The sequence below is a fragment of the Synechococcus sp. CB0205 genome, assembly GCF_000179255.1.
Classification (GTDB): Bacteria; Cyanobacteriota; Cyanobacteriia; order PCC-6307; family Cyanobiaceae; genus Vulcanococcus.
Genome location: NZ_ADXM01000046.1, coordinates 44,865 through 66,632 on the forward strand (window position 1 = coordinate 44,865; position 21,768 = coordinate 66,632).

Annotated in this window: 21 protein-coding genes and 3 pseudogenes; 20 read left to right on the plus strand and 4 right to left on the minus strand. The window is 60.9% G+C overall.

Translation table 11 applies throughout. From position 1 onward, the window contains the following. The first annotated feature begins 7 nt into the window (after positions 1-7). From CB0205_RS14515 to CB0205_RS0108095, 10 genes are read left to right on the plus strand one after another with little or no spacing between them, the layout of a single operon-like run. On the plus strand, positions 8-940 hold the full coding sequence (locus CB0205_RS14515) for a decaprenyl-phosphate phosphoribosyltransferase (RefSeq protein WP_050778448.1): 933 nt from the start codon (positions 8-10) through the stop codon (positions 938-940). Further along, the gene (locus CB0205_RS0108055) at positions 937-1,875 is read left to right on the plus strand and encodes an NAD(P)-dependent oxidoreductase (RefSeq protein WP_010316324.1); all 939 of its coding nucleotides are present in this window, start codon (positions 937-939) and stop codon (positions 1,873-1,875) included. The genes CB0205_RS14515 and CB0205_RS0108055 overlap by 4 nt, the downstream gene beginning before the upstream one ends. After that, the gene (locus tag CB0205_RS0108060; RefSeq protein ID WP_010316326.1) at positions 1,875-3,188 is read left to right on the plus strand and encodes an NAD(P)/FAD-dependent oxidoreductase; all 1,314 of its coding nucleotides are present in this window, start codon (positions 1,875-1,877) and stop codon (positions 3,186-3,188) included. Before CB0205_RS0108055 ends, CB0205_RS0108060 begins: the two co-directional genes overlap by 1 nt. After that, positions 3,185-3,616 carry a GtrA family protein gene (locus tag CB0205_RS0108065; protein WP_010316328.1) on the plus strand — a complete coding sequence of 144 codons (432 nt, stop codon included), beginning with the start codon at positions 3,185-3,187 and terminating at the stop codon, positions 3,614-3,616. Before CB0205_RS0108060 ends, CB0205_RS0108065 begins: the two co-directional genes overlap by 4 nt. After that, positions 3,606-4,283 (plus strand): bifunctional 2-polyprenyl-6-hydroxyphenol methylase/3-demethylubiquinol 3-O-methyltransferase UbiG, encoded by a 678-nt coding sequence (locus CB0205_RS15990; RefSeq protein ID WP_029626227.1) that lies wholly within the window; start codon positions 3,606-3,608, stop codon positions 4,281-4,283. The genes CB0205_RS0108065 and CB0205_RS15990 overlap by 11 nt, the downstream gene beginning before the upstream one ends. Beyond that, positions 4,280-5,797 carry an HAD-IB family phosphatase gene (locus tag CB0205_RS0108075; protein ID WP_029626228.1) on the plus strand — a complete coding sequence of 506 codons (1,518 nt, stop codon included), beginning with the start codon at positions 4,280-4,282 and terminating at the stop codon, positions 5,795-5,797. Before CB0205_RS15990 ends, CB0205_RS0108075 begins: the two co-directional genes overlap by 4 nt. After that, positions 5,797-6,960, plus strand: coding sequence for a hypothetical protein (locus CB0205_RS0108080; RefSeq protein ID WP_156797882.1), 1,164 nt, complete (start codon positions 5,797-5,799; stop codon positions 6,958-6,960). Before CB0205_RS0108075 ends, CB0205_RS0108080 begins: the two co-directional genes overlap by 1 nt. Further along, the gene (locus CB0205_RS0108085) at positions 6,960-7,697 is read left to right on the plus strand and encodes an SDR family NAD(P)-dependent oxidoreductase (protein WP_050778450.1); all 738 of its coding nucleotides are present in this window, start codon (positions 6,960-6,962) and stop codon (positions 7,695-7,697) included. Before CB0205_RS0108080 ends, CB0205_RS0108085 begins: the two co-directional genes overlap by 1 nt. 6 nt (positions 7,698-7,703) lie before the next feature. Beyond that, positions 7,704-9,107, plus strand: a complete 1,404-nt coding sequence (locus tag CB0205_RS0108090; protein WP_010316335.1) for an FAD-binding protein — start codon at positions 7,704-7,706, stop codon at positions 9,105-9,107. Positions 9,108-9,119: 12 nt separating this feature from the next. Then, complete coding sequence (locus tag CB0205_RS0108095; protein ID WP_010316336.1) at positions 9,120-10,295, plus strand: glycosyltransferase family 4 protein; 1,176 nt, start codon at positions 9,120-9,122, stop codon at positions 10,293-10,295. 93 nt (positions 10,296-10,388) lie between these two features. Here CB0205_RS0108095 and CB0205_RS16715 read toward each other — a convergent pair. The 3 genes and pseudogenes from CB0205_RS16715 to CB0205_RS0108105 form a co-directional block, all read right to left on the minus strand. Then, positions 10,389-10,994, minus strand: a pseudogene (locus CB0205_RS16715) (HipA domain-containing protein); the annotation flags it as partial. Positions 10,995-11,169: 175 nt separating this feature from the next. After that, positions 11,170-11,460 (minus strand): annotated as a pseudogene (locus CB0205_RS16720) (HipA N-terminal domain-containing protein); the annotation flags it as partial. After that, positions 11,453-11,689 (minus strand): helix-turn-helix transcriptional regulator, encoded by a 237-nt coding sequence (locus CB0205_RS0108105; RefSeq protein WP_043705754.1) that lies wholly within the window; start codon positions 11,687-11,689, stop codon positions 11,453-11,455. The gene CB0205_RS0108105 and the pseudogene CB0205_RS16720, both read right to left, overlap by 8 nt. A 142-nt stretch (positions 11,690-11,831) precedes the next feature. On the opposite strand from CB0205_RS0108105, the gene CB0205_RS0108110 reads away from it, so the two are divergent. The 3 genes from CB0205_RS0108110 to CB0205_RS0108120 are packed head-to-tail and all read left to right on the plus strand — an operon-like array spanning position 11,832 to position 12,956. Further along, positions 11,832-12,077: a type II toxin-antitoxin system ParD family antitoxin gene (locus CB0205_RS0108110; RefSeq protein ID WP_010316345.1), complete on the plus strand. Its 246-nt coding sequence runs from the start codon at positions 11,832-11,834 to the stop codon at positions 12,075-12,077. Then, positions 12,074-12,433, plus strand: a complete 360-nt coding sequence (locus CB0205_RS0108115) for a type II toxin-antitoxin system RelE/ParE family toxin (RefSeq protein ID WP_010316347.1) — start codon at positions 12,074-12,076, stop codon at positions 12,431-12,433. The genes CB0205_RS0108110 and CB0205_RS0108115 overlap by 4 nt, the downstream gene beginning before the upstream one ends. 7 nt (positions 12,434-12,440) lie before the next feature. Next, positions 12,441-12,956 carry an acetyltransferase gene (locus CB0205_RS0108120; RefSeq protein ID WP_010316354.1) on the plus strand — a complete coding sequence of 172 codons (516 nt, stop codon included), beginning with the start codon at positions 12,441-12,443 and terminating at the stop codon, positions 12,954-12,956. On the opposite strand, the gene CB0205_RS0108125 is transcribed toward CB0205_RS0108120, so the two are convergent. Continuing rightward, complete coding sequence (locus tag CB0205_RS0108125) at positions 12,943-14,115, minus strand: ATP-binding protein (RefSeq protein ID WP_010316356.1); 1,173 nt, start codon at positions 14,113-14,115, stop codon at positions 12,943-12,945. The two genes, CB0205_RS0108120 and CB0205_RS0108125, sit on opposite strands and share 14 nt — an antisense overlap. A gap of 13 nt (positions 14,116-14,128) precedes the next feature. Here CB0205_RS0108125 and CB0205_RS0108130 point away from each other — a divergent pair, with 13 nt between their 5' ends. The 7 genes and pseudogenes from CB0205_RS0108130 to CB0205_RS15365 all read left to right on the plus strand — a co-directional run. Next, on the plus strand, positions 14,129-14,761 hold the full coding sequence (locus tag CB0205_RS0108130) for a sugar transferase (RefSeq protein WP_304412083.1): 633 nt from the start codon (positions 14,129-14,131) through the stop codon (positions 14,759-14,761). 42 nt (positions 14,762-14,803) lie between these two features. After that, positions 14,804-15,970 carry a DegT/DnrJ/EryC1/StrS aminotransferase family protein gene (locus CB0205_RS0108135; protein ID WP_010316358.1) on the plus strand — a complete coding sequence of 389 codons (1,167 nt, stop codon included), beginning with the start codon at positions 14,804-14,806 and terminating at the stop codon, positions 15,968-15,970. Positions 15,971-15,973: 3 nt separating this feature from the next. Next, positions 15,974-16,567: an ElyC/SanA/YdcF family protein gene (locus CB0205_RS0108140; RefSeq protein ID WP_198001920.1), complete on the plus strand. Its 594-nt coding sequence runs from the start codon at positions 15,974-15,976 to the stop codon at positions 16,565-16,567. Between the two features lie 111 nt (positions 16,568-16,678). After that, positions 16,679-18,595: a nucleoside-diphosphate sugar epimerase/dehydratase gene (locus CB0205_RS0108145; protein ID WP_010316360.1), complete on the plus strand. Its 1,917-nt coding sequence runs from the start codon at positions 16,679-16,681 to the stop codon at positions 18,593-18,595. Positions 18,596-19,059: 464 nt separating this feature from the next. Next, on the plus strand, positions 19,060-19,920 hold the full coding sequence (locus CB0205_RS15995; RefSeq protein ID WP_156797883.1) for a hypothetical protein: 861 nt from the start codon (positions 19,060-19,062) through the stop codon (positions 19,918-19,920). 8 nt (positions 19,921-19,928) lie between these two features. Next, positions 19,929-20,813, plus strand: a complete 885-nt coding sequence (locus CB0205_RS16000; protein WP_156797884.1) for a hypothetical protein — start codon at positions 19,929-19,931, stop codon at positions 20,811-20,813. A gap of 217 nt (positions 20,814-21,030) precedes the next feature. After that, positions 21,031-21,162, plus strand: a pseudogene (locus CB0205_RS15365) (sugar phosphate nucleotidyltransferase); the annotation flags it as partial. Positions 21,163-21,768: the final 606 nt, after the last annotated feature.

Here is a 21,768-nt window from a genome sequence, read left to right on the forward strand (position 1 = left end):
CTCATTGATGCCTCCACTCCTTCGTGCCTGTAGGCCTAGGCAATGGCCGAAGAATTCCCTGGTGTTTGCGGCACCACTCTTTGCTTTTCGCTTTGAGCCATCCATCTGGCTCCGTGCTGGAGCCGCTCTGGTCGCCTTCTGTCTGATCTCCAGTGCGATCTACCTGCTGAATGATTGCCTGGATGTGGCAGCGGATCGGGCCCATCCCAGCAAGCGCTACAGGCCCATTGCCGCCGGCCTGGTCAGTGTTCCGGCAGCTCTGACGGCAGCCATTCTGTTGGCCATGGCCAGCCTCATCTTGGCGTCCTCCATCAGCCCTGCTCTTGCAGGAGTCGTGTTGCTCTACGGCTTTATCCAGGTGGGCTATTGCTTGCAGCTCAAGCGGATGCCGCTGCTCGATCTGTTTTGCATCGCTTCTGGTTTTCTGCTGCGAGCGATTGGCGGCGTGGTGGCTGGTGGTTTCGGCTTCTCTCCCTGGTTCCTGCTCACTGTGGGCCTCCTAGCCCTCTTCCTGGCCATCGAGAAGCGCAAAGCGGAGCTGCGCGTGGCGCAGGACCTTGGCGTCATCACCCGCAAGGTGCTGGAGCGCTATTCGTTGCCCCTGCTTCTGCGGCTGGAGAGCCTGGTCGCGACCAGTGCCTTTATGAGCTATAGCCTCTGGGCCGCGGGCCCTGCGCTCAATGGGGCCTCCACCACCTGGATGCTGCTCTCCGTGCCCTTCGCGTTGGTGGGGATCTTCCGTTATCAGCTGCTCAGTGATCCCGAGGAAGCTGAACGCCGGCGTCTGCTGACACCTGAGCGCACCAGCGAAAAACCGGAAGAGATCCTGCTAGGCGATCGGGGCATTCAGTTCACCCTCTTGGCCTGGCTGGTCAGCGTGGTGGTAGTTGGCTTCAGCCATCGGGCTGATCTGCTGCCTGAAGTGGGGGTGCAACTGTGAGGGTCTTCCTGCCCGGTGGTGCCGGATTGGTGGGCCTGAACCTGATCGCCCTGCTGCAGGGCAGCCATCCCGATTGGGAGCTGCTGGTGGTGGATAAGAAGCTGGAAGCCGTGGCCATTGCCCAAAAGCTCTTCCCCGCAGTCGCATTCATCAGTGAAGACCTCACCCTGACAGTTGGTCAGCAATGGCCAGCAGCGATGCGAGGCTGTGATGCCTGCGTGATGCTCCAAGCCGAGATTGGCACTACCGACCCCAGCCAGTTCGAGCGCAACAACGTGCTTAGTACCAAGGTCGTTCTGGAGCAGCTCAAGCAGGCAGGCATCCGCCGCCTTGTACACGTGAGCAGTTCAGTGGTCAATTCTGCGGCCACCGATCTCTACACGCAGACCAAGCGCAGCCAGGAGCAGCTGGTGCTGCAGCAATGGCCTGGTGCTGTGGTTCTGAGACCAACGTTGATGTTTGGCTGGTTCGACCGCAAGCATCTGGGCTGGCTGGCCCGGTTCATGCAGAAGCTGCCCCTGTTCCCCATCCCGGGATCTGGCAGGTTCATTCGTCAGCCCCTGTATGTGGGCGACTTCTGCATGCTGATCCAGCGCTGTCTGGAGGATCCCGGTTTGCAGGGCATCTACGACATCACCGGCTTGGAGAAGGTGAGCTACCTCAGCCTGATGCGCCAGTTGCGATGGGCTGTCAACGCCCGCACCTGCATCATCCATCTGCCGATCCCACTCTTTGGCTTTCTGCTCCAGCTCTGGGCGCTGATCTCTAGGCAGCCGGCCTTTACCCGCTCCCAGCTCAAGGCCCTCACCGCAGGCGATGAATTCGAGGTGATCGCCTGGCCAGCGATCTTTGCGGTCACCCCCACACCATTGGCGGAGGCGCTGCGGATCACTTACCAGGATCCGCGCTTCAGCCAGGTGGAAATGCCGTTCTGATGTCTTCATCCTCACTGGAAAAAAGCAGAATCGCGGTGATCGGTGGCGGCCCGATGGGCTTGGCGTTGGCCTACGAGCTCACTCGTTTGGGGCATCGCCCGGTCTTAATCGAGGCTGATGATCGCCTCGGGGGTATGGCGGCCTGCTTCGAATTTGCCGGCATGCAGTTGGAGCGCTATTACCACTTTCATTGCCTCAGCGATACGGCGTTCTTCCAGATGCTGCGGGAGCTGGGTCTGGAGGATCAGCTGCAATGGCGCACCACTGAGATGGGCTTTTACCTCGACGGGCGCCTCCACCCCTGGGGATCTGTTGGTGCGGTGCTGGGCTTTCGGCGCCTGCCATTGCTCACACGGGTTCGCTACCTGCTGCATGCGGCCCGTTGCCTCACCATCCGCAACTGGCGATCCCTCGATGGCATCACTGCCACTCAGTGGTTGCGCAGCTGGTTGGGTGAACAGGGCTATCAAGTGCTCTGGCACAAGCTGTTCGCCTATAAGTTCTTCCACTACAGCGATCAGATCTCAGCCGCCTGGATCTGGAGCCGCATCCGCCGCCTGGCTCAGTCCCGCCGGCGCCTCAAGGAAACCCTCGGCTTCTTAAGCGGGGGATCCCAGCAGTTGATCGACGCAATGGCTGATGCCATTCGAGGGGGTGGGGGCGAGATACAGCTCGGCAGTCCGGTGCAGGCCCTGAGGCCTGTCCCCTCCGGTGGTGCGGTGCTGAGAACACCATCTAGAGAGCAAGTGTTTGACTGCGTGATCAGCACGGTGCCCCTGCCCCTGATGGCGCCGGTTCTGCAGGCTGGTGGGGTCGAGCCGGCCTTGGTCGATCGCTACAGGGCTTTGCCGTCGGTGGCCTGCGCGTGTGTGGTGCTCCAGACCCGTCAGCCGGTCACCACCAATTTCTGGACCAACGTCAACGACACACGCTTTGCAATCCCTGGCGTGATCGAGATGAGCAACCTGCGGCCCCTGACGGGGCATGTGAGCTATGTGCCCTTCTACATCCCCGCTGATCACCCCGAATACCAGCGACCGAACGAGGCCTTCATCGCTGATGCCTGGGCCTGTCTCAAGGCGATTAACCCCCAGCTCAGCGACGCTGACCTGCTGGCCAGCCACTGCAGCCGCTACCGCTTTGCCCAGCCGGTCTGTGGTGTGCACTTCCAGCAGAGTCTCCCGCCGCTGCAGCCATTCCCGGGGGTGTTCACGGCAGACACCACCGCCTATTACCCGGAAGACCGGGGAATCAGCGAAAGTATCGGCTTCGGTCGGGAGCTGGCTCGGCAGGCCGTAGAGGTGGTGCGGTGAATCAACTGCTGTCGGCCCAGTTCCTGCGCTTTGTTCTTGCAAACAGCTTTGCTGCAGGTATCAACATCTTCACCAGATTCCTTGGAACTCTGGTGATGTTGGATGCCTGGGCGGTTGTCGCTGGTTTCTGCGCTGGTCTTTCAACCTCTTATTTGTTGTGCAGGGGATTTGTATTTCAGGCGGTGAGCCGGGCAACCGCGGCCGAAGTCCTGCGCTTCACGATCATCAATGTTCTCTCACTGGGGTTGACCTGGCTCGTTTACCACCAGAGCCTGCAGTGGCTTGTGTCAGCACAGATGGGATCTGCCAACGATCAGGCTCTGCGGACAAGTGCCCATTCGTTGGGAGTCGCAGCCCCTGTCCTCTTTTCCTTTGTGGCTCAGAAGACCTTCACATTCCGCCAGAGACTCGGATCCCATGGAACTTGATCTCGAACGCATCTATCAATATCGCTTTGATGGCATTTCCCCGTCCACGAAGGCAGCTGTCTGGCGTCGCATTGCCTCCTGGGTTCTGCGGGATGCGGTGCGGTGTCGTCAGGGCGAGCACGTGCGTTCAGTTCTAGATCCAGCCTGCGGAGATGGGGAGTTTCTGAATGCCTGCTCTAGTCGAGGACTTCTGTTGACCGGATGTGATCTTCGTGCGCGGTCTCCACAGTTGTCAGCTGAGGTTCACTTTCAGCAAGGAGCCTTCCAGAATGCTGTTTTTGAGCAGGGCCATGATTTGATCTGGATCTCCAACCTGCTTGAGCATCTCCCCAGTCCTGAAGCCCTCCAGGATTTCCTGGCTGGGTGCAAGTCAGCCCTGAGCTCTCATGGGGTGATAACGATCATGGGGCCCAACATCAAGTATTGCGCGGCTGACTATTGGGACTTCGCTGATCACTTGCTTCCTCTGTCCCATCTCACCGTTTTAGAGCATTTGGCTTCTGCTGGGCTTGATGTGGTGGCTGTTCACGACCGTTTCCTGCCCTACTCTTTCCGGTCTCGCTTGCCCACTCATCCGCGATTGGTGCAGCTGTATTTATCGAATCACTGGGCATGGCAGCTGCTTGGTAAACAGTTCCTGATTCGCGCGGTGCTCCCTAAACCGTGATAGCTGCCTTCGACTGCGACGGCACGCTCATTCGCGGTGATGCCACGCGGAGTTTCTTGTTGCTGCTTCGGGGTCCTATTGGCCTGGTATTTGATCTCTTCATGCTCGCCCAGCAACTGCTTGCCTGGCGCATTGGGCGTTGCAGCACCGCTCAGTTCAAGCAGGCTCTGCTGAACCGAGCACTCCTGGCAGCGCCGCTGAAGCGGCGAGAGGCTGCATTGCACAAGCTGCCCGCAATTCTGGTTGCCCAGCTTCGTCCTCAGGCAGTTGCCCGCCTGCGCTGGCATCAGCAGCAGGGGCATCGCTGCCTGATCGTGTCGGCTTCACCGGAGCCGTTGATCGCCCCGTTGGCTCGCCATCTGGGTGTGCAGTTGATTGCCACCGGCTGCAGTGATCTGCTGCCGGTCGGGCCCGCCCACCCACTCCGGCTCACAACGCCAAACTGCAAGGGTGCCGAGAAGGTCAGGCGCCTTTCCCTTCACCTGGGTAATCCGCCGCCCATGGATCAGCTGGAGGCCTATGGCGATAGTTCTGGCGACCGCGAACTCCTCCAGGCCAGCGGAAGGCCGCACTGGCGTTCTTTTGATCCTGAACCCAGACCCTTTCCCCAGCAATCTCGCCGATCCTGGTTGCTGCCCCTCCTCACCGCCGGTCTTTTGATCATGGCGATGCGGGGCGTACTTCTGCAATCCGGCTTCGATCGTGCCGTGCTTTTGCAGCATCTGGCGCTGTTAGTGCGCTGGTTGCCAGCTCTCTATGCTCTGCTGGCTGTGAGTTATGCAGGACGCTATCTGCGTTGGCGTTTGCTGCTCGGTGCAGCCGGGGTTGGTGCTGTGTCCTTGCCTGATCTTCTGGGATGGTTCAGGGGATTCAGTCTCACAGCGACCCCAGGCAAACTGGGCGAACTCAGCAGGGTGACGGATCTTCATCAGGTTCTCGGCTATCCGCGTAAGCCTCTTCTGGATGCCTTTCTGGTGGAACGGCTGTGTGACCTGGTGGCAGTGGCGTCGCTTTTGTTGTTGCTTCTGCCGAGTGTCCTTGCTGCCGGCTGGCTCCAGCCGATGTCCCTCCTCTTGCTGCCCGCTGGGCTCCTCTGCCTCTGGTTGCTGCGCTGTCGCGACCAGCCCCTTCGGGGTTGGTTGAGGCATCTGTTGCCCACGGCTGCGATGGCCAAGGCGGTTCCGGCTGCCCTTTTCTGCTCGTTGGCATTCTGGGCTGTTGAAGGCTTGATCCTGTGGCTGTTGGTTGCAGCTGTGGCAGAGACTGCCATTCCGCCAGCTTCAGCCATTGGGATCTATCTGCTTTCTGGTGTGGCTGGTCTGGCTTCTTCCATTCCTGGTGGACTGGGGGTGAATGAGGCAACCACTGCTGTACTGCTCACGCAACGTGGTGTTGATCTTGGTCTGGCTCTCCCTATTGCCATTTTGCGCCGTCTGTTCACCATCTGGTCCGTCATGCTGCTGGCGCTGACTGTCTCGCTTTTTTCTCGGTCGCGTTTATCTCGAGCAGCCTGATGTTTCGTTCTCTCTCTATTGGACTCCTGAGTTGGTCGCTCAGTATCGTCCTCTATTCCCCAAGGCTCACGCTGTTTCTTGGTCTGAATTCAGGTGCAACGCGTCGCGACGATCTGCTGGCCCAGTGCATCGATCCACTCACGCGAAATTTGGCAGAGCCGATCCTTGCCTATCGAATCATTCAGCCATGGATTGCTCATACTCTCGGTTTGTGTGGTGATCGCCGCGATCTTCCGGCTTTGCTTGGTTCCCCCGGCATTGCCTATCTGGCTCTGATCCTCGCTCTGGCTTGTTGTCATTGGGCTCTGTGGCAGCGCTTCAGTGCCTCTGTTGCCCTGCTCGGCACCCTCGCGCTGGCCACCACCATGGTCACCCAGTGGACCAACACCGCCTGGGGGCATCCCGATTCCCTCACCCTGTTGCCGATCGCCCTTCTGCTCATCTGGCGCCAACCTCTTTTGGTCGCCACTGCAGTTGCCCTTGGCGCCCTCAATGATGAACGTCTCGTTCTGGCACTGCCGTTCCTGGCTCTCTGGTGGTGGAGGGCTTCCGACAAGCTCACCGTTGCTGTGCGAGAGCTTCGCAGCCCAACGCTTGGGGTTCTTGCGGGGCTGGCTGTTGCGGTTCTGGTGCGTGCTGCCCTGGCCAAGGGCTGGATCGGGCCTGGCATCGTTGATGCCTACAGCGGCGGAAGTCTGTTGAGTGGTTCTTTGCAACGTGTGCTGCAGCCTTCCACCTGGCCGGGATTGCTGGTGATGGTGCTTCTGGGATTCCGCTGGCTCTGGTTGGTGCCCGTGATGGCGTTGTCGATCCTATGGCGTGAACGGGTCACGATCCGGGGTCTTGTTTATGGCATTGGCCTGCTGCTGACATCTCTCGCCACCTTCAGTGTCGCCGATGTGAGCCGTTCTTTTGCCTTTCTTTTCCCGGCCATCCTTGTTGGCCTCACCATTCTTGTAGAGCAAGGCGGCTGGTCGCTCAGCCGTTTGCAGCGTTGGCTGGCCTGGATCCTTGGTCTGAATGTGTTGACTCCAGCTGCCAAGGTCTTCGATGTTCCTGCAGCATGGTGGGAGAATCCACTGATCTGGGCCTCTCCGTATCTCCCCTTGCCAGTGAATCTCTGGCAATGGCTGCGATCCCCTAACGGAGCCGTCACCTGGTGATGCTGCAATATTCCATCGCCAGTGCTTTTGTTCTTGGTAGTACCAGTGCTGTAGCGAAGGCCATCTGCCGGGAGCTCGCTCAACGCGGCTGCCGCCACTTCCATCTATTGGCCCGCAACCTGGAGGCCAATCAGGCCTTCGCTGCAGAATTGCAACAGCGCTTTGGAGCTGCAGTCACCACCGAATCTGTCGACCTCCTCGCGGACGCAGCCATCCCTGGAGAGCATGCGCCTTTAGTTGGTGCGTTCGATCTCTATCTGATCACCGCCGGTGCACTGGGGGATGCCGAGCAGGCTCGCCACGACCCGGCTGAAGCGCAGCGCATCACCGCTGCGAACTACACAGGCTTGATCCCCTGGCTCACCGCCATCGCCACCCCTGAGCGGTTGGCAGGCTCGGGCCGCCTCTGGGTGTTCAGCTCCGTGGCAGCCGATCGCGGCCGGCCCTCGAACTACCACTACGGAGCAGCGAAGGCGGCCCTCACAACACTGTGCGAGGGGTTGCTGCTCCGCGCGCATGCCAAACCATTCGCCGTCCGCATCATCAAGGCTGGGTTCATCGCCACACCGATGACTGTGGGCAAGGCTCCCGCCCTGCTCTGTGCCAGCCCTGAATCCGTGGCCCGGGATCTGCTGCGCCGTCCCAACCGTCGCGGCATCGAATATCTCCCCTGGTGGTGGGCTGCCCTCATGCGCCTGATCTGCCTGCTCCCTTCCTCTCTCGCCTCCAGGCTCTGAATCCGTGTGACCTTGACCTTGCTTTCAGGCCTCTCGGCCGAAACACGAACCCTGAGCGGCTGGGGCCGCACCCATCCTGTGTCCACGTCGGTGGTTCAACCGCCCACACTGGAGCAGCTCCAGGCGTTGATTCGTGCTGCGTCGCCCCGATCCCTGATCGCCAGGGGCCTGGGACGCTCCTATGGCGATGCCGCCCATCGCAGTGGTGGCTTGGTGATCGAGCTGCCGGCTTTCGATCAGATCACCGTTGATCCCGCCTCCGCAACCGTCACCGCAGGTGCGGGCATCAGCCTCGATCACATCCTGCGGGTGATCGTTCCGGCCGGATTCTTCCTGCCGGTCACTCCCGGCACCCGGAACGTCACGGTTGGCGGTGCGATTGCCGCTGATGTCCACGGCAAGAACCATCACGTGGATGGCAGCTTCGGCACTCACGTTCAGCGCCTGCTTCTGGTGGATGGCACCGGCACACTGCGTGAGCTCACGCCCAGCGGGCGCGGCAATGTGGAAGAGGCCGAGTGGTTCTGGGCCACCGTCGGTGGCATGGGGCTCACCGGCGTGATTGTGGAGGCCACGTTCTCGCTGATCCCGATCACCAGCTCGCTGATCAGTGTCGACACCACCCGCTACCGCGATCTGGAGTCGCTGATGGCGGCGATGGTGGAAGCTGATAGCAAATACCGCTACAGCGTTGCCTGGGTCGACAGCCTGGATCCCAGAGGACGCGGCGTTCTCACCTGCGGAGATCACGTGCCGGCCGAGGTTCTGCCTCACAACTTGCAGGCTGATCCCCTCCAGTACGACCCGAAAGCGCTCGCCTCGGCACCGCCGTTTCTTCCGGGTGGTCTGCTCAACAAGTTCACCGTACGCGCCTTTAACGAGGCCTGGTACCGCAAGGCCCCGAAGCAGCGGCAAGCCGAACTGCAGGCCATGGCGCCGTTTTTTCATCCTCTCGACGGCGTCCAAGACTGGAACCGCATCTATGGCCCGGCCGGTTTCCTGCAGTATCAGTTCGCCGTGCCCGATGCAGCGGCCCATCTCGTTTCACGCACGTTGCAGGCTCTCCGGGAGGTTGGTGCGCCGAGCTTCCTCACCGTGCTCAAGCGTTTCGGCCATGGCAACCCAGCTCCGCTCTCCTTCCCGATGCCCGGTTGGACCCTTGCCGCTGATGTGCCGGCCGCTGTCCCCGGGTTGCTCCCGGTTCTCGATCAGCTCGATCAGGAGGTTGCTGCTGCTGGTGGGCGGCTCTATCTGGCCAAGGATTCCCGCCAGCCGGCCGCCATGGTTCAACGCAGCTATCCCCGCCTTGCCGAGTGGCAGAGCCTCGTGAAGGCCTTGGATCCACGCGGTGTTTTCGTGTCTTCCCTCTCTGAACGCCTGGCGCTTACAGCCGACAACTCCGAGACCTGATCGCTGTTCTCGATGAGTACGGCAACAGATCAGCAGCGCCCGAGTCTGAAAGCCCCACTGCTGCTGGTAAACCAGACCATCGGCCCTCTGTTTGTCGGTGTTGTGGCGGCCGCCCAGCGCCGCACTCCTGTGGTGCTGTATCGCGGCGTGCCTTACCGGCGCACCCCCGGCGCCGTTCGGCTCTTCACCTGGCTGGCCTATTCCCTGCAGCTCGCTTGGCACCTCGGTTGCCGTGGCCATCGCTACCGCAGCCTTCTGGTGGTGAGCAATCCGCCCTTGGCGCCGCTGCTCGCTCCCCTGGCGCGGCGCCCCTATGCCCTGTTGCTCTATGACCTCTATCCCCAGGTGCTTGCGCAGCTGGGTTTGCCGCCCGTTGTGCTGGCGCCGATCACGGCCCTTTGGTCCTGGGCGAACCGGCGTGTGTTCGCCTCCGCGGAGCGGGTATTCACCCTTTCAGATGCCATGGCGGCTGAGCTGCGCCCCGCCTTCGCCAGTGACGCCCTCTGGCGCCGCAAGGTGGTGGTGATTCCTCCCTGGGCTGATACCAGTCGCCTGCAGCCAAATCCCGCTGCCGCCGCTGCCTTCCGCCACCAGCTGGGTATCGATCCCGGACACCTCCTGATCACCTACTCGGGCAATCTCGGGCTCACCCATCCGCTGGAGCCACTAGTGGATGCGGCGGCCATACTTCCAGCGCCCGATGTGCAGCTGCTGTTGATCGGGGAGGGGCACAAACGTGTGGCTCTGGAACGCCGCGCGTCTGCACTGCGTTCAGCTCCTGTCTGCCTGCGTTTTCTTGATCCCCTGCCGTTGGAAGACCTGCCCGCCAGCCTCTCAGCCGCTGATCTGGCGGTGGTGGCCCTCGACGGCCCTGCCGCCAGTGCCTCCTTGCCCAGCAAAACCTTCTCGGCCCTGGCCTGCGGCACCCCGCTGCTCGCCCTGGCGCCGTTCAGCTCCGCCCTGGCGCAGCTGGTGCAATTCCACGGCTGTGGACTGGTGATCGAACCCGGCCCGGCTGCAGCCACAGGTCTCGCAGATGCGATCACGGCTCTGGCGGCTGATCGCTCCCGTTTGCAGCAGTTGGCAGCCAATGCCCTCGCTGCGTCCAGGCACTACACCCCGGCGAATGCGGATCGCTTGCTGGATGCCTGGCTGGGGGCTGATGGCTGTCACCACAGGCTTGTCTGAAAACGGGGCGGTGTGTTGCAGCCTGGCTGCTTCCTCCGGTAGCTGCTCCGCAATCTGCAGGATCCGCTTCTTGGTCTGAGCTGGAGACAGTCCTGCAGCTTCAGCGAACTGCTCCCAGTGGCGCTGCTGCACCTCATTAAATCTGTATTTGCTGCCGATCTTCATCGCCATCTTCGCGGTGAGATTGGGATACACCGCTGTGCAGAGAACGTCATAGAGCGGAGCCAGACTTGCTTGGCCATCGACATACAACAGTGAAAAATTCTTGGCGTGGGCATCGTGATTGCCGATCAACGCATTCACGATCACGGCGTCCAGTAATCGAAGTAGCTGTGGCGCACTCGGCCGTGTTGAACGGCGCAGTAACGAGAAACAGGCCTCCAGATCCGGGCCGCCTTCGTTCTGATACTTGAACCTGGGGTCCACGCCTAGCGCCTGGCAGAAGTCCTCCTGGTGGAGACGGATCCACTGACCTCCAGAACCCTTGATGCGGTCATAGCGACGCACCAGCAGCACAGCCTGGCCACCGATGTCTCGGATCTCAGTGTCCGCAGCGCTCATGCCCATGGCCCGGATCAAGGCCATGCAGAACGCTTCGTTGTGCACGCTGTCGTTCACCGCTGCAATCGCGGGCTTGAGGATATGGGTGCTCGGCTGTTGTCCTCTGGGGAGGCCGATGCGTTCGCCCGCGACCACCACCGGCAGCTTGTCCTGAGCTCCGGCGAGCGACAATCGCAGACCATCCGCTCCGGCGAGCTATTGGCCGCTGCGGCAGCTCCCCTAGCACCGCGCTGAGCGCTGAATCGTCCAGCCACTCCACGCCGGCTGACTGGTCCGCCTCAGCATCTGTGTTGGCTGGTTGCAGGCTGATCGCCCCAGCGCAGTCGCCGCCGATCGCTTCCAGCAGGCCGAAATCGTTCTCGCCCGAGATCTGAAAGCGTTGCGCGATCAAGCGCCGCAGCTGCCCTTCCGGCAACAGGCCGGCAAAGAAGGGGCGGCATTGAGCGTCCTCCATCCAAGCCGCCTGTAGCGGCAGGGTCTGCGATAAGGGCACAGCCTTCGTTTGCTGGAGCCAATCGGGCTGATAGCGAAAGCGCAGCGCTCCGGCCTCCAGGGCCAGCAGGCCAACCCATTGATCGTTCAGCCAGACCTGCAGCTCAGCCATGGCCTGAGTCCTCGCCGGGTAGCCCGCTCAGGTCCAGCTCCCCACCTAAAGCATCGATCACACGCAACACCAGCGCCAGCCGCACACTCGGCTTGCCGTGTTCCAGCTCCACCAGGAACCGCACGCCCACCCCAGCCGCCAGAGCCAATTCGGCCTGAGTGAGCCCCAGGTGTTTGCGCGCCTTGCGCAGGGCAACACCCAGCTCCGCCACGGACGCAACAACCCCCATCAAGGCGACCCAGTCATCCCGATCGGGAAATTATGACCCGGATCCGGGCTGTTGTCCTCGAATGATCCCGATCGGGGTGATTAGGCCGGGTTCTGCGCTTTTGGTGCTACTGAGTCATACTGGAAGTCGTGGTGCTGTTCGGATGACCGTTAAGAGTTCAATCTCGCTCAGGGATGAGCAGCATGCCTTTGCTTCGGCATTGGTGAAGACCGGTCGCTTTGCCTCCATCAGTGCGGTTGTGCAACAGGGACTCGACCTGCTGCGTCGCCAGGAAGACGATGCCAGTCTTCATCGCGATGCCCTCAGGGCCCTCCTGCAGGAACGTTCCCGAGGGCCTTTTGTCACGGCAGACGATCTGCGTGGCGCCCTGAAGGCCAAACGTGGATGAGTCTTCCGGTCTGGACGGTTGTTTTCGCTGCTGATGCGGCTCAAGATCTTGCCTTGATCGAAGAGCACCTCGTTGAGGCTTATCGCTCGTTCGGTGAATCAACCGCTGAAGCCTCCAGCCATGCAGAGCGTCGTGTGGACCAGATCATCACATCGGCGGAACGGCTTGCCCTTGCCCCGTTCCGCGGTGAACCCCACGACGATCTTCTACCTGGGCTGAGACATCTCGCCTTCGATCAGGCCGTGCTTTGGTTTCAGATCGACTCGTCCCTGCAACTGGTTCGTGTACTGGCTGTCTTCTTCGGTGGCCAGGACCATCAGCGCCGCATGTTGCTACGGCTGCTGCAACCGGGTTGACCCAGTGATGCGCGGCCTCCGTTACTACACGCCCCTCGATTACTTTCGCCGTGCCCTCTGGGCCCTGGTGCAGCCCCTCTGGCGTTGGAGTCCGCGCTGGTGCTGGGGCTGGCGTCGTGCTTTGTTGCGCGTCTTTGGCGCCCAGGTGGCTCCTGGTGTGCGGGTGTATCCCGCAGCCCGCATCCATCAGCCCTGGAACCTAAGCATCGGCCCCCGCAGCACCATCGCCTGGAACACCACCCTCTACTGCCTCGGCCCGATCAGGCTCGGGGCCGATGTGGTGATCTCCCAGGGCGCCCACCTCTGCGCCGGCGACCATGCCATCCGCGACCCCGCTTTTCCGGTGCTCAAGCGGCCGATCAGCATCGGTTCCGGCGCCTGGATTGCAGCCGATGCCTTCATCGGCCCCGGTGTTGTGGTGGGTGAACGGGCCGTGGTGGGCGCCCGCGCCGTGGTGATGCGCGATGTGCCTGCCGCTGCTGTGGTGGCTGGCAATCCGGCGCGGGTGGTCAGTCGGCGTTGAGCAGAGTGCGCTGCATGAATCCATCAAACATCGGCACGGTGAAGGCCGTCATGCCATGGCTCGGGCTCCACACCATCCCTTTGCGGATCAGGCCGCTGCGCAGGGGCCCTATGTGTTCCACCTTCTTTTGCATCTGTTCGGCGATCGCGCCGGAGCGATGCGGGCCAGGGCCCAGTTCCGCCATCGCCGCCAGGTAGGCCTGCTCCCGCGGTGTGAGCCGATCGAAGCGCACGCGGAAGAAATTGCGATCCAGGGCTGTTCGTGCCTCAACGCTGGCCTTCGCCACATCCTCCAGCGTGATCCGTGTTGCCCTGGCTGCCTGCCAGGTGTGTTTGCCCCACTCCTGCAGGAAATACGGGTAACCCTCGGTGAGCCTCACAATCTCGGCCAACGCGTCAGCGTCGATACAGGCACCTTCCTGCTGAATCGGTTCAACGATGGCCTGAGCCGCCGAAGCTGGATCCAGCGCTCCGATCTCAGGAAAGGCAAACAGCCGTTCTGCGTACGACTTCGCCTCCCCCGCCAGCGCTGCCAGCTGAGGCAACCCCGCCCCGAACAGGATCAGAGGCAGCCCTTTCTGCGCAATGCGATGCAGCGCCACGATCAGGCCCCGGAGTTCTTCTTCGGCCAGGTACTGCACTTCGTCGATCAGGAGTACCACGCTGGTGTCGGCAGCTTTGGCGGCCTGCGCCGTGGCCACCAGCAGTTCGGGTAGATCCACCTCAAGATTGCCGCTATCGGCACGGGGTGGTTCGCTCAGGCCCAGCTTCACTTCCCCCACGCTCACCTTGAAAGCACTGGCGAAGCCGCGCAGCGCCGCCATCGCTTCCCCTGCCCACACCCGGGCCTGTTCCACCCGATCCAGCCGCAGCAGCAGGGTTTTCAGCGCTGGTGCCAGGTAACTCGCCAGAGCACGGCCCTCCGGGGCTTCCAGCTGCACCTGCTCATAGCCGATCTCCCCTGCCAGCTCGGCGATGCGATTGAGCAGCACGGTTTTACCAACACCTCGCAGCCCCAGCAGCATCTGACTGTTCTCGGCCCGTCCAAGTCGAACGCGGCGCAAGGCCAGAGTCGCCTGCTCGAGCACAACATCCCGTCCTGCCAGTTCCGGCGGTCTGGACCCGGCCCCAGGTGCAAAGGGATTGCGCAGCGGATCCATCAATTTGAACAAGTTGTCGCCATCTTATCGATCTATCCGCATCTATCGGCAGTTCAAGGGTCCGGCTGACCGCGTCGGCGCGCTGCTGGCGCTGCTCCTGTTGGCGCCGCTGCTGTTGGTGGTGGCGCTGCTTGTGCGTTGGCGGCTGGGGGCGCCGGTGTTGTTCCGGCAGCTGCGTCCCGGCTACCGCGAGCGGCCGTTCCGCCTGCTCAAGTTCCGCACCATGACCGACCATCGCGATCCCAGCGGAGCGCTGCTCAGCGATGCCGAACGCCTCACGCCCCTTGGCCGCTGGCTGCGATCCACCTCGATCGATGAACTGCCCGAGCTGATCAACATCCTGCGCGGTGAGATGAGCTTCATCGGCCCGCGGCCGTTGCTGCTCGATTACCTGCCGCTCTATTCCGCCGAGCAGGCCCGCCGCCATCACGTGAAGCCCGGTTTCAGCGGCTGGGCCCAGATCAATGGCCGTAATGCCCTCTCCTGGGAGGAGAAATTCCGCCTCGATGTATGGTACGTGGATCACCAGAGCTTCTGGTTGGATCTGCGCATCTTCCTGATCACGATTTGGAAAGTGATCCGTCGCGATGGCATCAGCGCCGCCGGCGACGCCACCATGCCGCCCTTTCAAGGAAACAACCGGTAGCCGGTTGCTTTCCAGTGCGGCCGTTTTCCAAAACCTTCAGCCATGACCTTGTCTGCATGGCCTCAGTTCGATCCAGAGCAAATTGAGGTCGCTTCACGTGTGTTGGCCTCCGGCAAGGTCAACACCTGGACGGGGCAACACACCCAAACCTTTGAGCAGGAGTTCGCCCATTGGTGCGGTGTTGATCAGGCCATCGCCATGGCCAATGGATCGCTGGCCCTTTCAGCCGCTTATCTCGCCATTGGATTAGGTGCTGGCGATGAGTTGATCACCACGCCGCGTACGTTCATTGCAACGGCGTCCAGCGCCGTGTTGTTGGGTGCACGGCCTGTGTTTGCCGATGTCGATCCTGATTCCGGTGCAATTACTGCCGCCACGATCGAGCCGCTGATCACCCCTCGCACCAAGGCGATCGCCGTGGTGCACCTCGGCGGTTGGCCCGCCGACATGCCAGCCATTCTTGAGCTGGCCTCCGCCCATGGCTTGGTCGTTGTTGAAGATTGCGCGCAGGCCCATGGCGCACGCATTGCTGGTCGCAGTGTGGGCAGCTTTGGTGATGTGGCTGCCTGGAGTTTCTGCCAAGACAAGATTCTCACCACCGCGGGTGAGGGGGGCATGGTGACCACCAACCGCGCTGATCTGTGGGATGCGATCTGGGCATTCAAAGACCATGGCAAGACCCTTGAGGCCGTACACCGGCGGGAGCACCCGCCAGGTTTTCGCTGGTTGCATGAGCGCTTCGGCTCCAACTTTCGCCTCACGGAGCTGCAGAGCGCCATCGGCCGCATTCAGCTCAAGCGCTTGCCGGAGTGGACAGCTGCCCGCAGCCGCCATGCCCAGCGCTTAGCCGCTGCGCTCTCTGATCTGTCTGTGGTGCGTGTGCCGTTGCCGCCGCAGGGAATCGAACACGCCTGGTACAAGTTTTATGCCTTTGTGCAGCCGGAGGCCCTAGCGGCGGGGTGGAGCCGCGACCGTATCCTCAGCGAAATTGCCGCCGCTGGATTTCCTGCCTTCTCCGGCAGTTGCAGTGAGATCTACCTGGAGCAGTGCTTCCAAACGGCAGGCCTCGCTCCCAGTGAGCGCTTGCCGGTTGCTCGGCAATTAGGTGACACCAGCCTGATGTTCCTGGTGCATCCCACGATCACAGACCAGCAGATGGTCAGCTACGCCGCCGCCGTACGCGCGGTGTTGCAGCGCGCCTGTCGTTGAGTGTTGCTGCAGTCCCGCTCTGCCCTGTCGGTTGTGGTCAGCGCCTGCGCGGCATTCGGGCTGTTGTGGTGGTTCTGGCCGCAGCTGGCCCCGCTGATCGGAGGGAGAGCCCGGGGGCCAGGCGCCATCGCGGTGCTCGCTGAGGATCCCCGCCGCACCGCGCTCGCGCTCAGTGTTTGGCAACACCAGCCAGAAGCCACCCTTTGGGTGCTCGGCCATGCGCCCCATCAGCAGGTTGCTCTGCGGCTTTTGCTGCAGCGAGGCCTCAGCCCCCACCCTGATCACTACCGCTCGCTCGAGACCGGCGACGACACCGTGGGGCAGATCACGTCGCTCAGCCGGGTGCTCCCCGCCAGTGAGCGCAGGCTGCTCTTGATCACCGACAGCTCACATCGCGATCGCGCTCTGGCGATTGCACGTCAGGTTCTCGGAGTACGGGGCGTGCGGGTTGAGGCGCCGCCGCCTGATCTGCTGCCCCAGGGATCGTTGCCAGAGCTTCCCTATCGCCGTCTGCGTGATCTGTTGCGGGTGCAGCTCTGGCGCGCCACCGGCTGGGACGGGCGCTCGCTCGGGCTCTGGTTGCGCGGCGCCTTCTAAAGGTCTCCTCCAGGTTTCTCTACGGGCCGTGAGGAACCCTGCTTCACCTCGATTGGCGGAGGTATCGCCTCCCCTCATCGCCCCCGCTGCATCGCAGCGGGGGCTTTTTTTATGGCTAATCACCCGTTCTTCAGCAACCTGCTGCGCCTCCAACCCAGGCAGAGGCGGCTGTTCCTGATCGCCGCTGATGCGCTGTTCATTCCCTTGGCGGTGTGGCTCAGCTTCTGGCTGCGCCTGGCCCATCCTGTAAGCCCACAGTTGATCGACTGTTGGTGGATGCTTCCCACCAGCCTGGTGATCGGTCTGCCCCTCTACGCCTTCACGGGGCAATACAAGGGCCTCACCCGCTATGCGGGCAGCCGCGCCTTCTATCAGCTCACCGGTCGCAATGGACTACTGGTGTTGCTGTTGCTTCCCGTTGGGTTGTTTCAGGGCCTGTCGATGCCGCCCCGCAGCAGCTGGCTTCTGCTCTGGTTGCTGCTAACTGGTTTCACGGCCGCCGCGCGCTTCATCCTGCGCGATTGGTTGCTCAGCCTGCAGCATCAACCGCGCCAGGTTCGCACCTCTGTGGCGATCTATGGCGCCGGCTCCGCCGGCGGTCAGCTGGCAGCGGCGTTGCGCCTTGCCGGGAGCCACCGCGTGGTGATGTTTCTCGACGACAACCCCCAGCTCTGGAACCGCGACCTCAACGGTGTGCCAGTGCAGCCCCCCCAAGTGCTGCACACCCGAACCGTCGCCATCGATCAGGTGCTGCTGGCGATCCCATCCCTCGGCCGCAGCCGGCGCCGCCGCATCGTCGAAGACCTCCAGGAATGGGGTTGGCCCGTACTGCAGGTGCCGAGCGTTGAGGACATCACCAGCGGCCGCGCCTCGATTGACGCGCTCCGCCCGGTAGCGATCGAGGATCTGCTCGGTCGTGATGCCGTTCCGCCGGACCCTCAGTTGCTCGGCCCGGGGATCCTTGGACAGAGCGTTTGCGTCACCGGTGCCGGTGGCTCGATCGGCAGTGAACTCTGCCGCCAGATCCTCCAGCTCAGACCCACTCGCCTGGTGCTGCTCGAGCGCAGCGAGCCCAGCTTGTACGCCATTCATCAGGAGCTCAGCCAACAACTGCCGCCAGGGGTGGCACTGGAATCCGTTCTGGGAAGCTCAACGGAACAAGCGCTGGTGGAGCGAGTCTTTCGTGATCAACAGGTCAGCGTGGTGTTTCACGCCGCTGCCTACAAACATGTGCCACTGGTGGAGGTCAATCCACTGGCGGGGCTTGCCAACAATGTGATCTCCACCCGTGTGGTGTGCGAAGCAGCGGCGAACTGTGGCGCTGAACAGGTGGTACTGATCTCCACCGACAAAGCTGTGCGGCCTACCAATGTGATGGGGGCCAGTAAGCGGGTGGCCGAGCTGGTGGTGCAGGCCAAGGCTCTGGAGCTGGCAGCCGAGGCGTTGGCTCACGGTCGACGACCCATCCCACGCTTGGCGATGGTGCGCTTCGGCAATGTGCTCGGCTCTTCCGGTTCGGTGGTGCCCCTCTTCCGCCGCCAGATCGAAGCTGGCGGCCCGATCACCCTCACCCACCCCGAGATCATCCGCTATTTCATGACCATCCCCGAAGCAGCGCAGCTGGTGCTGCAGGCGGCGGTGCTCTCCGAAGGTGGTGATCTGTTTCTGCTCGACATGGGCCAGCCGGTGCGGATCAAGGATCTCGCTGAGCAGATGGTGCGCCTCAGCGGCCTCACGGTGCGTGACGAGAGCAATCCCCATGGCGATATCGAAATCCGCTGCACCGGCCTGCGCCCCGGCGAGAAGCTTTATGAGGAACTGTTGATTGACGCTGAATCGGAGCCGACGGCGCACCCGTTGATCTATCGCGCCCGTGAACGGGCTCTGCCACCGGCGGAGCTTTGGCCGATGCTCGACCAACTCAAACTCGCGATCAGTCACCAGGATTGCCAAATAGCAATGGAGCTGCTTACAAGATGCGTTCCTGAATGGACAACTGAACAACAATCTCAACCCGTGGATGCTTAGCGATACTTATGGACTGTCGATCCAAGTAGCAACCTTGACCTGTCCTGATTTGAACTGCCAACATATAAAGCAAGCAGGAGCCTTCTCCTTGGCCTCGATAAGCATATGCGTAAAATGAATTGCAAGTGCCGGGCTCTCAGATTTTTGTTTGAATATCTGAAATTCTGATTACTGTTGTGCCGGCAGCTCCACGCTTCAGTATTCACAGTTACGCGCTCCTAGCGCTTTCTCTTGGTTTATCAAGACCGGCCAGCGCCCAGCTCCAGTGGCGCTTGGTAGACCGCAGTGTGACGAACCCTGGACCACCGGCCCAAGTTGGCTCCAGTTCTGCATCGATGGCTCGGCCTTATTCAAGTCCAGCCTCTGGCGCCGCGCCCGTGACGCAGTCCCGTGCGTCTGCTCGATCGTCGCCCTCTACGGTTCAGACAAGGCCGAACTCAGTTCAATCAGAGCGTCTTGTCGCTGTGTCGGACCTTCGCTCATCGCCTCTTGCTGGTCGTACGTCTGAATCCAACTCATTCTCTCCGATTGCTCAATCCAGTCAATCAACCGTTCCTCAGTCATCGGCTTCGACGGAGCAGCTTCGCGAATCACTTCGCATCGATCCCATCGTTAAATTCGAAAAACCCTGGCCATCTCCATCCCTGAGTCCTGGTGTCCCCTCCGCATTTGTGGCGAATTGGGGTGATGTATTTGTTGGTGTTTCTGGAGCTACGGCCGGTAGTCAACGCAATGGGACTGTTGATGGATCCTTCAACTTAGGTTTTGGTCTTGGAAGCTCCGCAAAAGCTATTGCTCTCGAGCTCAGTGGTGGATGCGGAAGTGTGAATCAATTCTGCGCCAACGGTGGTTTTACTGCCCGCATCGGTCGTTTGCTGATCAACCAGCCAGGCCAACGACTATCGCTTGCGGGTGCTTGGCAAAACTTCGCCCAGTGGGGGAATGAAGGCCGTCAAGACAATATTTACTATGGCGCTCTTTCTTATGCCATCCCACTGAGGCCACCGGGTTCCGGTTTTGGTCAGACCCTGCAGTTTAATGCTGGTGTTGGTAACTCCACCTATGCTCCGTATACGGCGATCAATTCTGAAGATGCGATTGGTGGCTTCGGCTCCGTTGGTATTGAACTCTCTCCCGCTTTAGGTGTTTCCGCTGGCTGGAGTGGGCGTGGTGCTAACGCACAGCTCTCTTACACACCATTTCGTGAGACTCCGATCACGTTGAACGTTCTCGGTTCGGATCTCTTTAATCAAACCCCTGCTGGCGCAGTGGCTGTATTCAGTATTAGCTGGGGTCGCAACTTCACCACACCTAACTTCGATTGATGCCTCCCATGATCCTTTCCCGTCTTCTCATTTCTGCAACCCTGTCGGTCTCGATTCCGCTTGTCGGTTCACTTCCTTCCCTGGCTCAGATTGCTAGTCCGTCGAACGCCGGACAAAATTCCGGCAACAACACATCTGGATCGTCTTCAACCCCGATCAGTACACCAAACTTTTCGCCTGTCACAGCGGTCTCCACAACGTCAACCGTTTCTGTCACGCCGGATGGAACCGTAACCGCTTCTCCGGTTGTGGTCACAGCAGTCGACGCATCGATTGTTTCAACGGTTACAACTGAGCAGGCATCGATTCTTTCAGCAGTGGTGGCAGCTTCACCGGCCGCTGCGTTGAGCGGCCCCGAGGCCTTGGTGCCTGACGTGAGTGTTGGCATCACGGGTTCTCCGGCTCAAGAGTTGGTGTCCTTGGCTCAGCTTGCTCAATCAGCTGATTCTTTAGTCAGCGTTGGACAAACGATTTCTGTATCAAGGCTTTCTAATGGAGCGTCAGGCACCATTCAAATCAACGAAAGTAGTATTGTTGTTTCTACTCAGGGGCAATCTGTCGAGATTCCCTCAACCCAGTCCTCTTCGTTCGCGCTCGTAGAGTTTGCCTCGGTGGCCATTGCTGTTGGGCTTGCCCCCCCGACGATTGGCCTTGGAGCTCAGCTCGTCACAACTGGTGCTCCTGCTTCACAGGCTGTTGTTTTGATGGTATCACTGCAAGGACTCGCGAATCAAGCGTCATTGACCTCCTTGTCGAACGGAATTAATGCGTTTAATGCGATTGTGAACACGGCAAGCCCAGCTGCTATTGCCAATCTGGCTGCCAATCCCGTGTTTGTCGCTGCAAGTGCAACCTTGCGCGCGGCAAGAACGGTTCTATCTGCTGCCGGCTAACTCTCTGAACCTGTTCAGGGGGTTTAATTCTTGCTCGGATTTTCGCTTTTCTTGCCAAAGCAGGGTACGACTTTTTTTAGTTAAAATACTCCATTAGCATTATACTGAAAAGGCGGATTTGGCGGCTTTGGTTCGCATTGTCCAAGTCGCGGTGTGGGTGCTCTCCTGATGCCGCTTTTTGCGCTGGAAACTTTCATTTGTAGGTGGTACCCCGCCCATGTCCACCCTTGTTCCCGTCATCCTCTGCGGCGGCACTGGCACGCGGCTCTGGCCCCTGTCCAGAGCCAGCTACCCCAAGCAGTATTGGGCCCTCGCCGGCGATGGTGATGACACCCTTCTTCAGCAAACCCTGATTAAGGCCGGTGTACTGGATCAGTACCTGCTGCCTGGCGGTGGACGCTCAACGCTGCTGGAGACTGACCCGCCTGGGCTTCCGAGCTTGCGTGACGCGGTCCGGGCCAATACGCGGATTCGGTTCGACAGCCCGCTGTGGCGTGATGGCGGCGATGACCTGAGCGACGAAGCGCTGGAAGAGGCGATGGCGCCGATCAATCGGTGGATTGAGAGCCGGGATGCGTGGACGGAGCGGGCAAATGGGTACTTAGATCACTCGTTGTGGTCTGGACCGCCATGGACTCCGCTGCAATGGGTGACCTTGAGGAATGTGATTGAAATGGCGGGGGAGGAGTGAGCCTGAGCCACTTACAGCCGCCGAGTGAAGCTAGGGTCGGCAAATAACTGCTGAAGCCTGAAGAAGCATGTGGTCGGCGACAACACATGGCGACGGTTACACCATTGAGTACAGAGATGAGTCCATCCAGATCTCAGTACTGATCGAGAGGCCAAAAGATATTGAAGAGAAAAGGAGGCTGATGCTTGCGGCTGTTGAGCTAATAAAAAGCGGATCTATCTCTGTCAACAGTCATGCATCGGTTTCGCTACCTCCTGTCTCTTT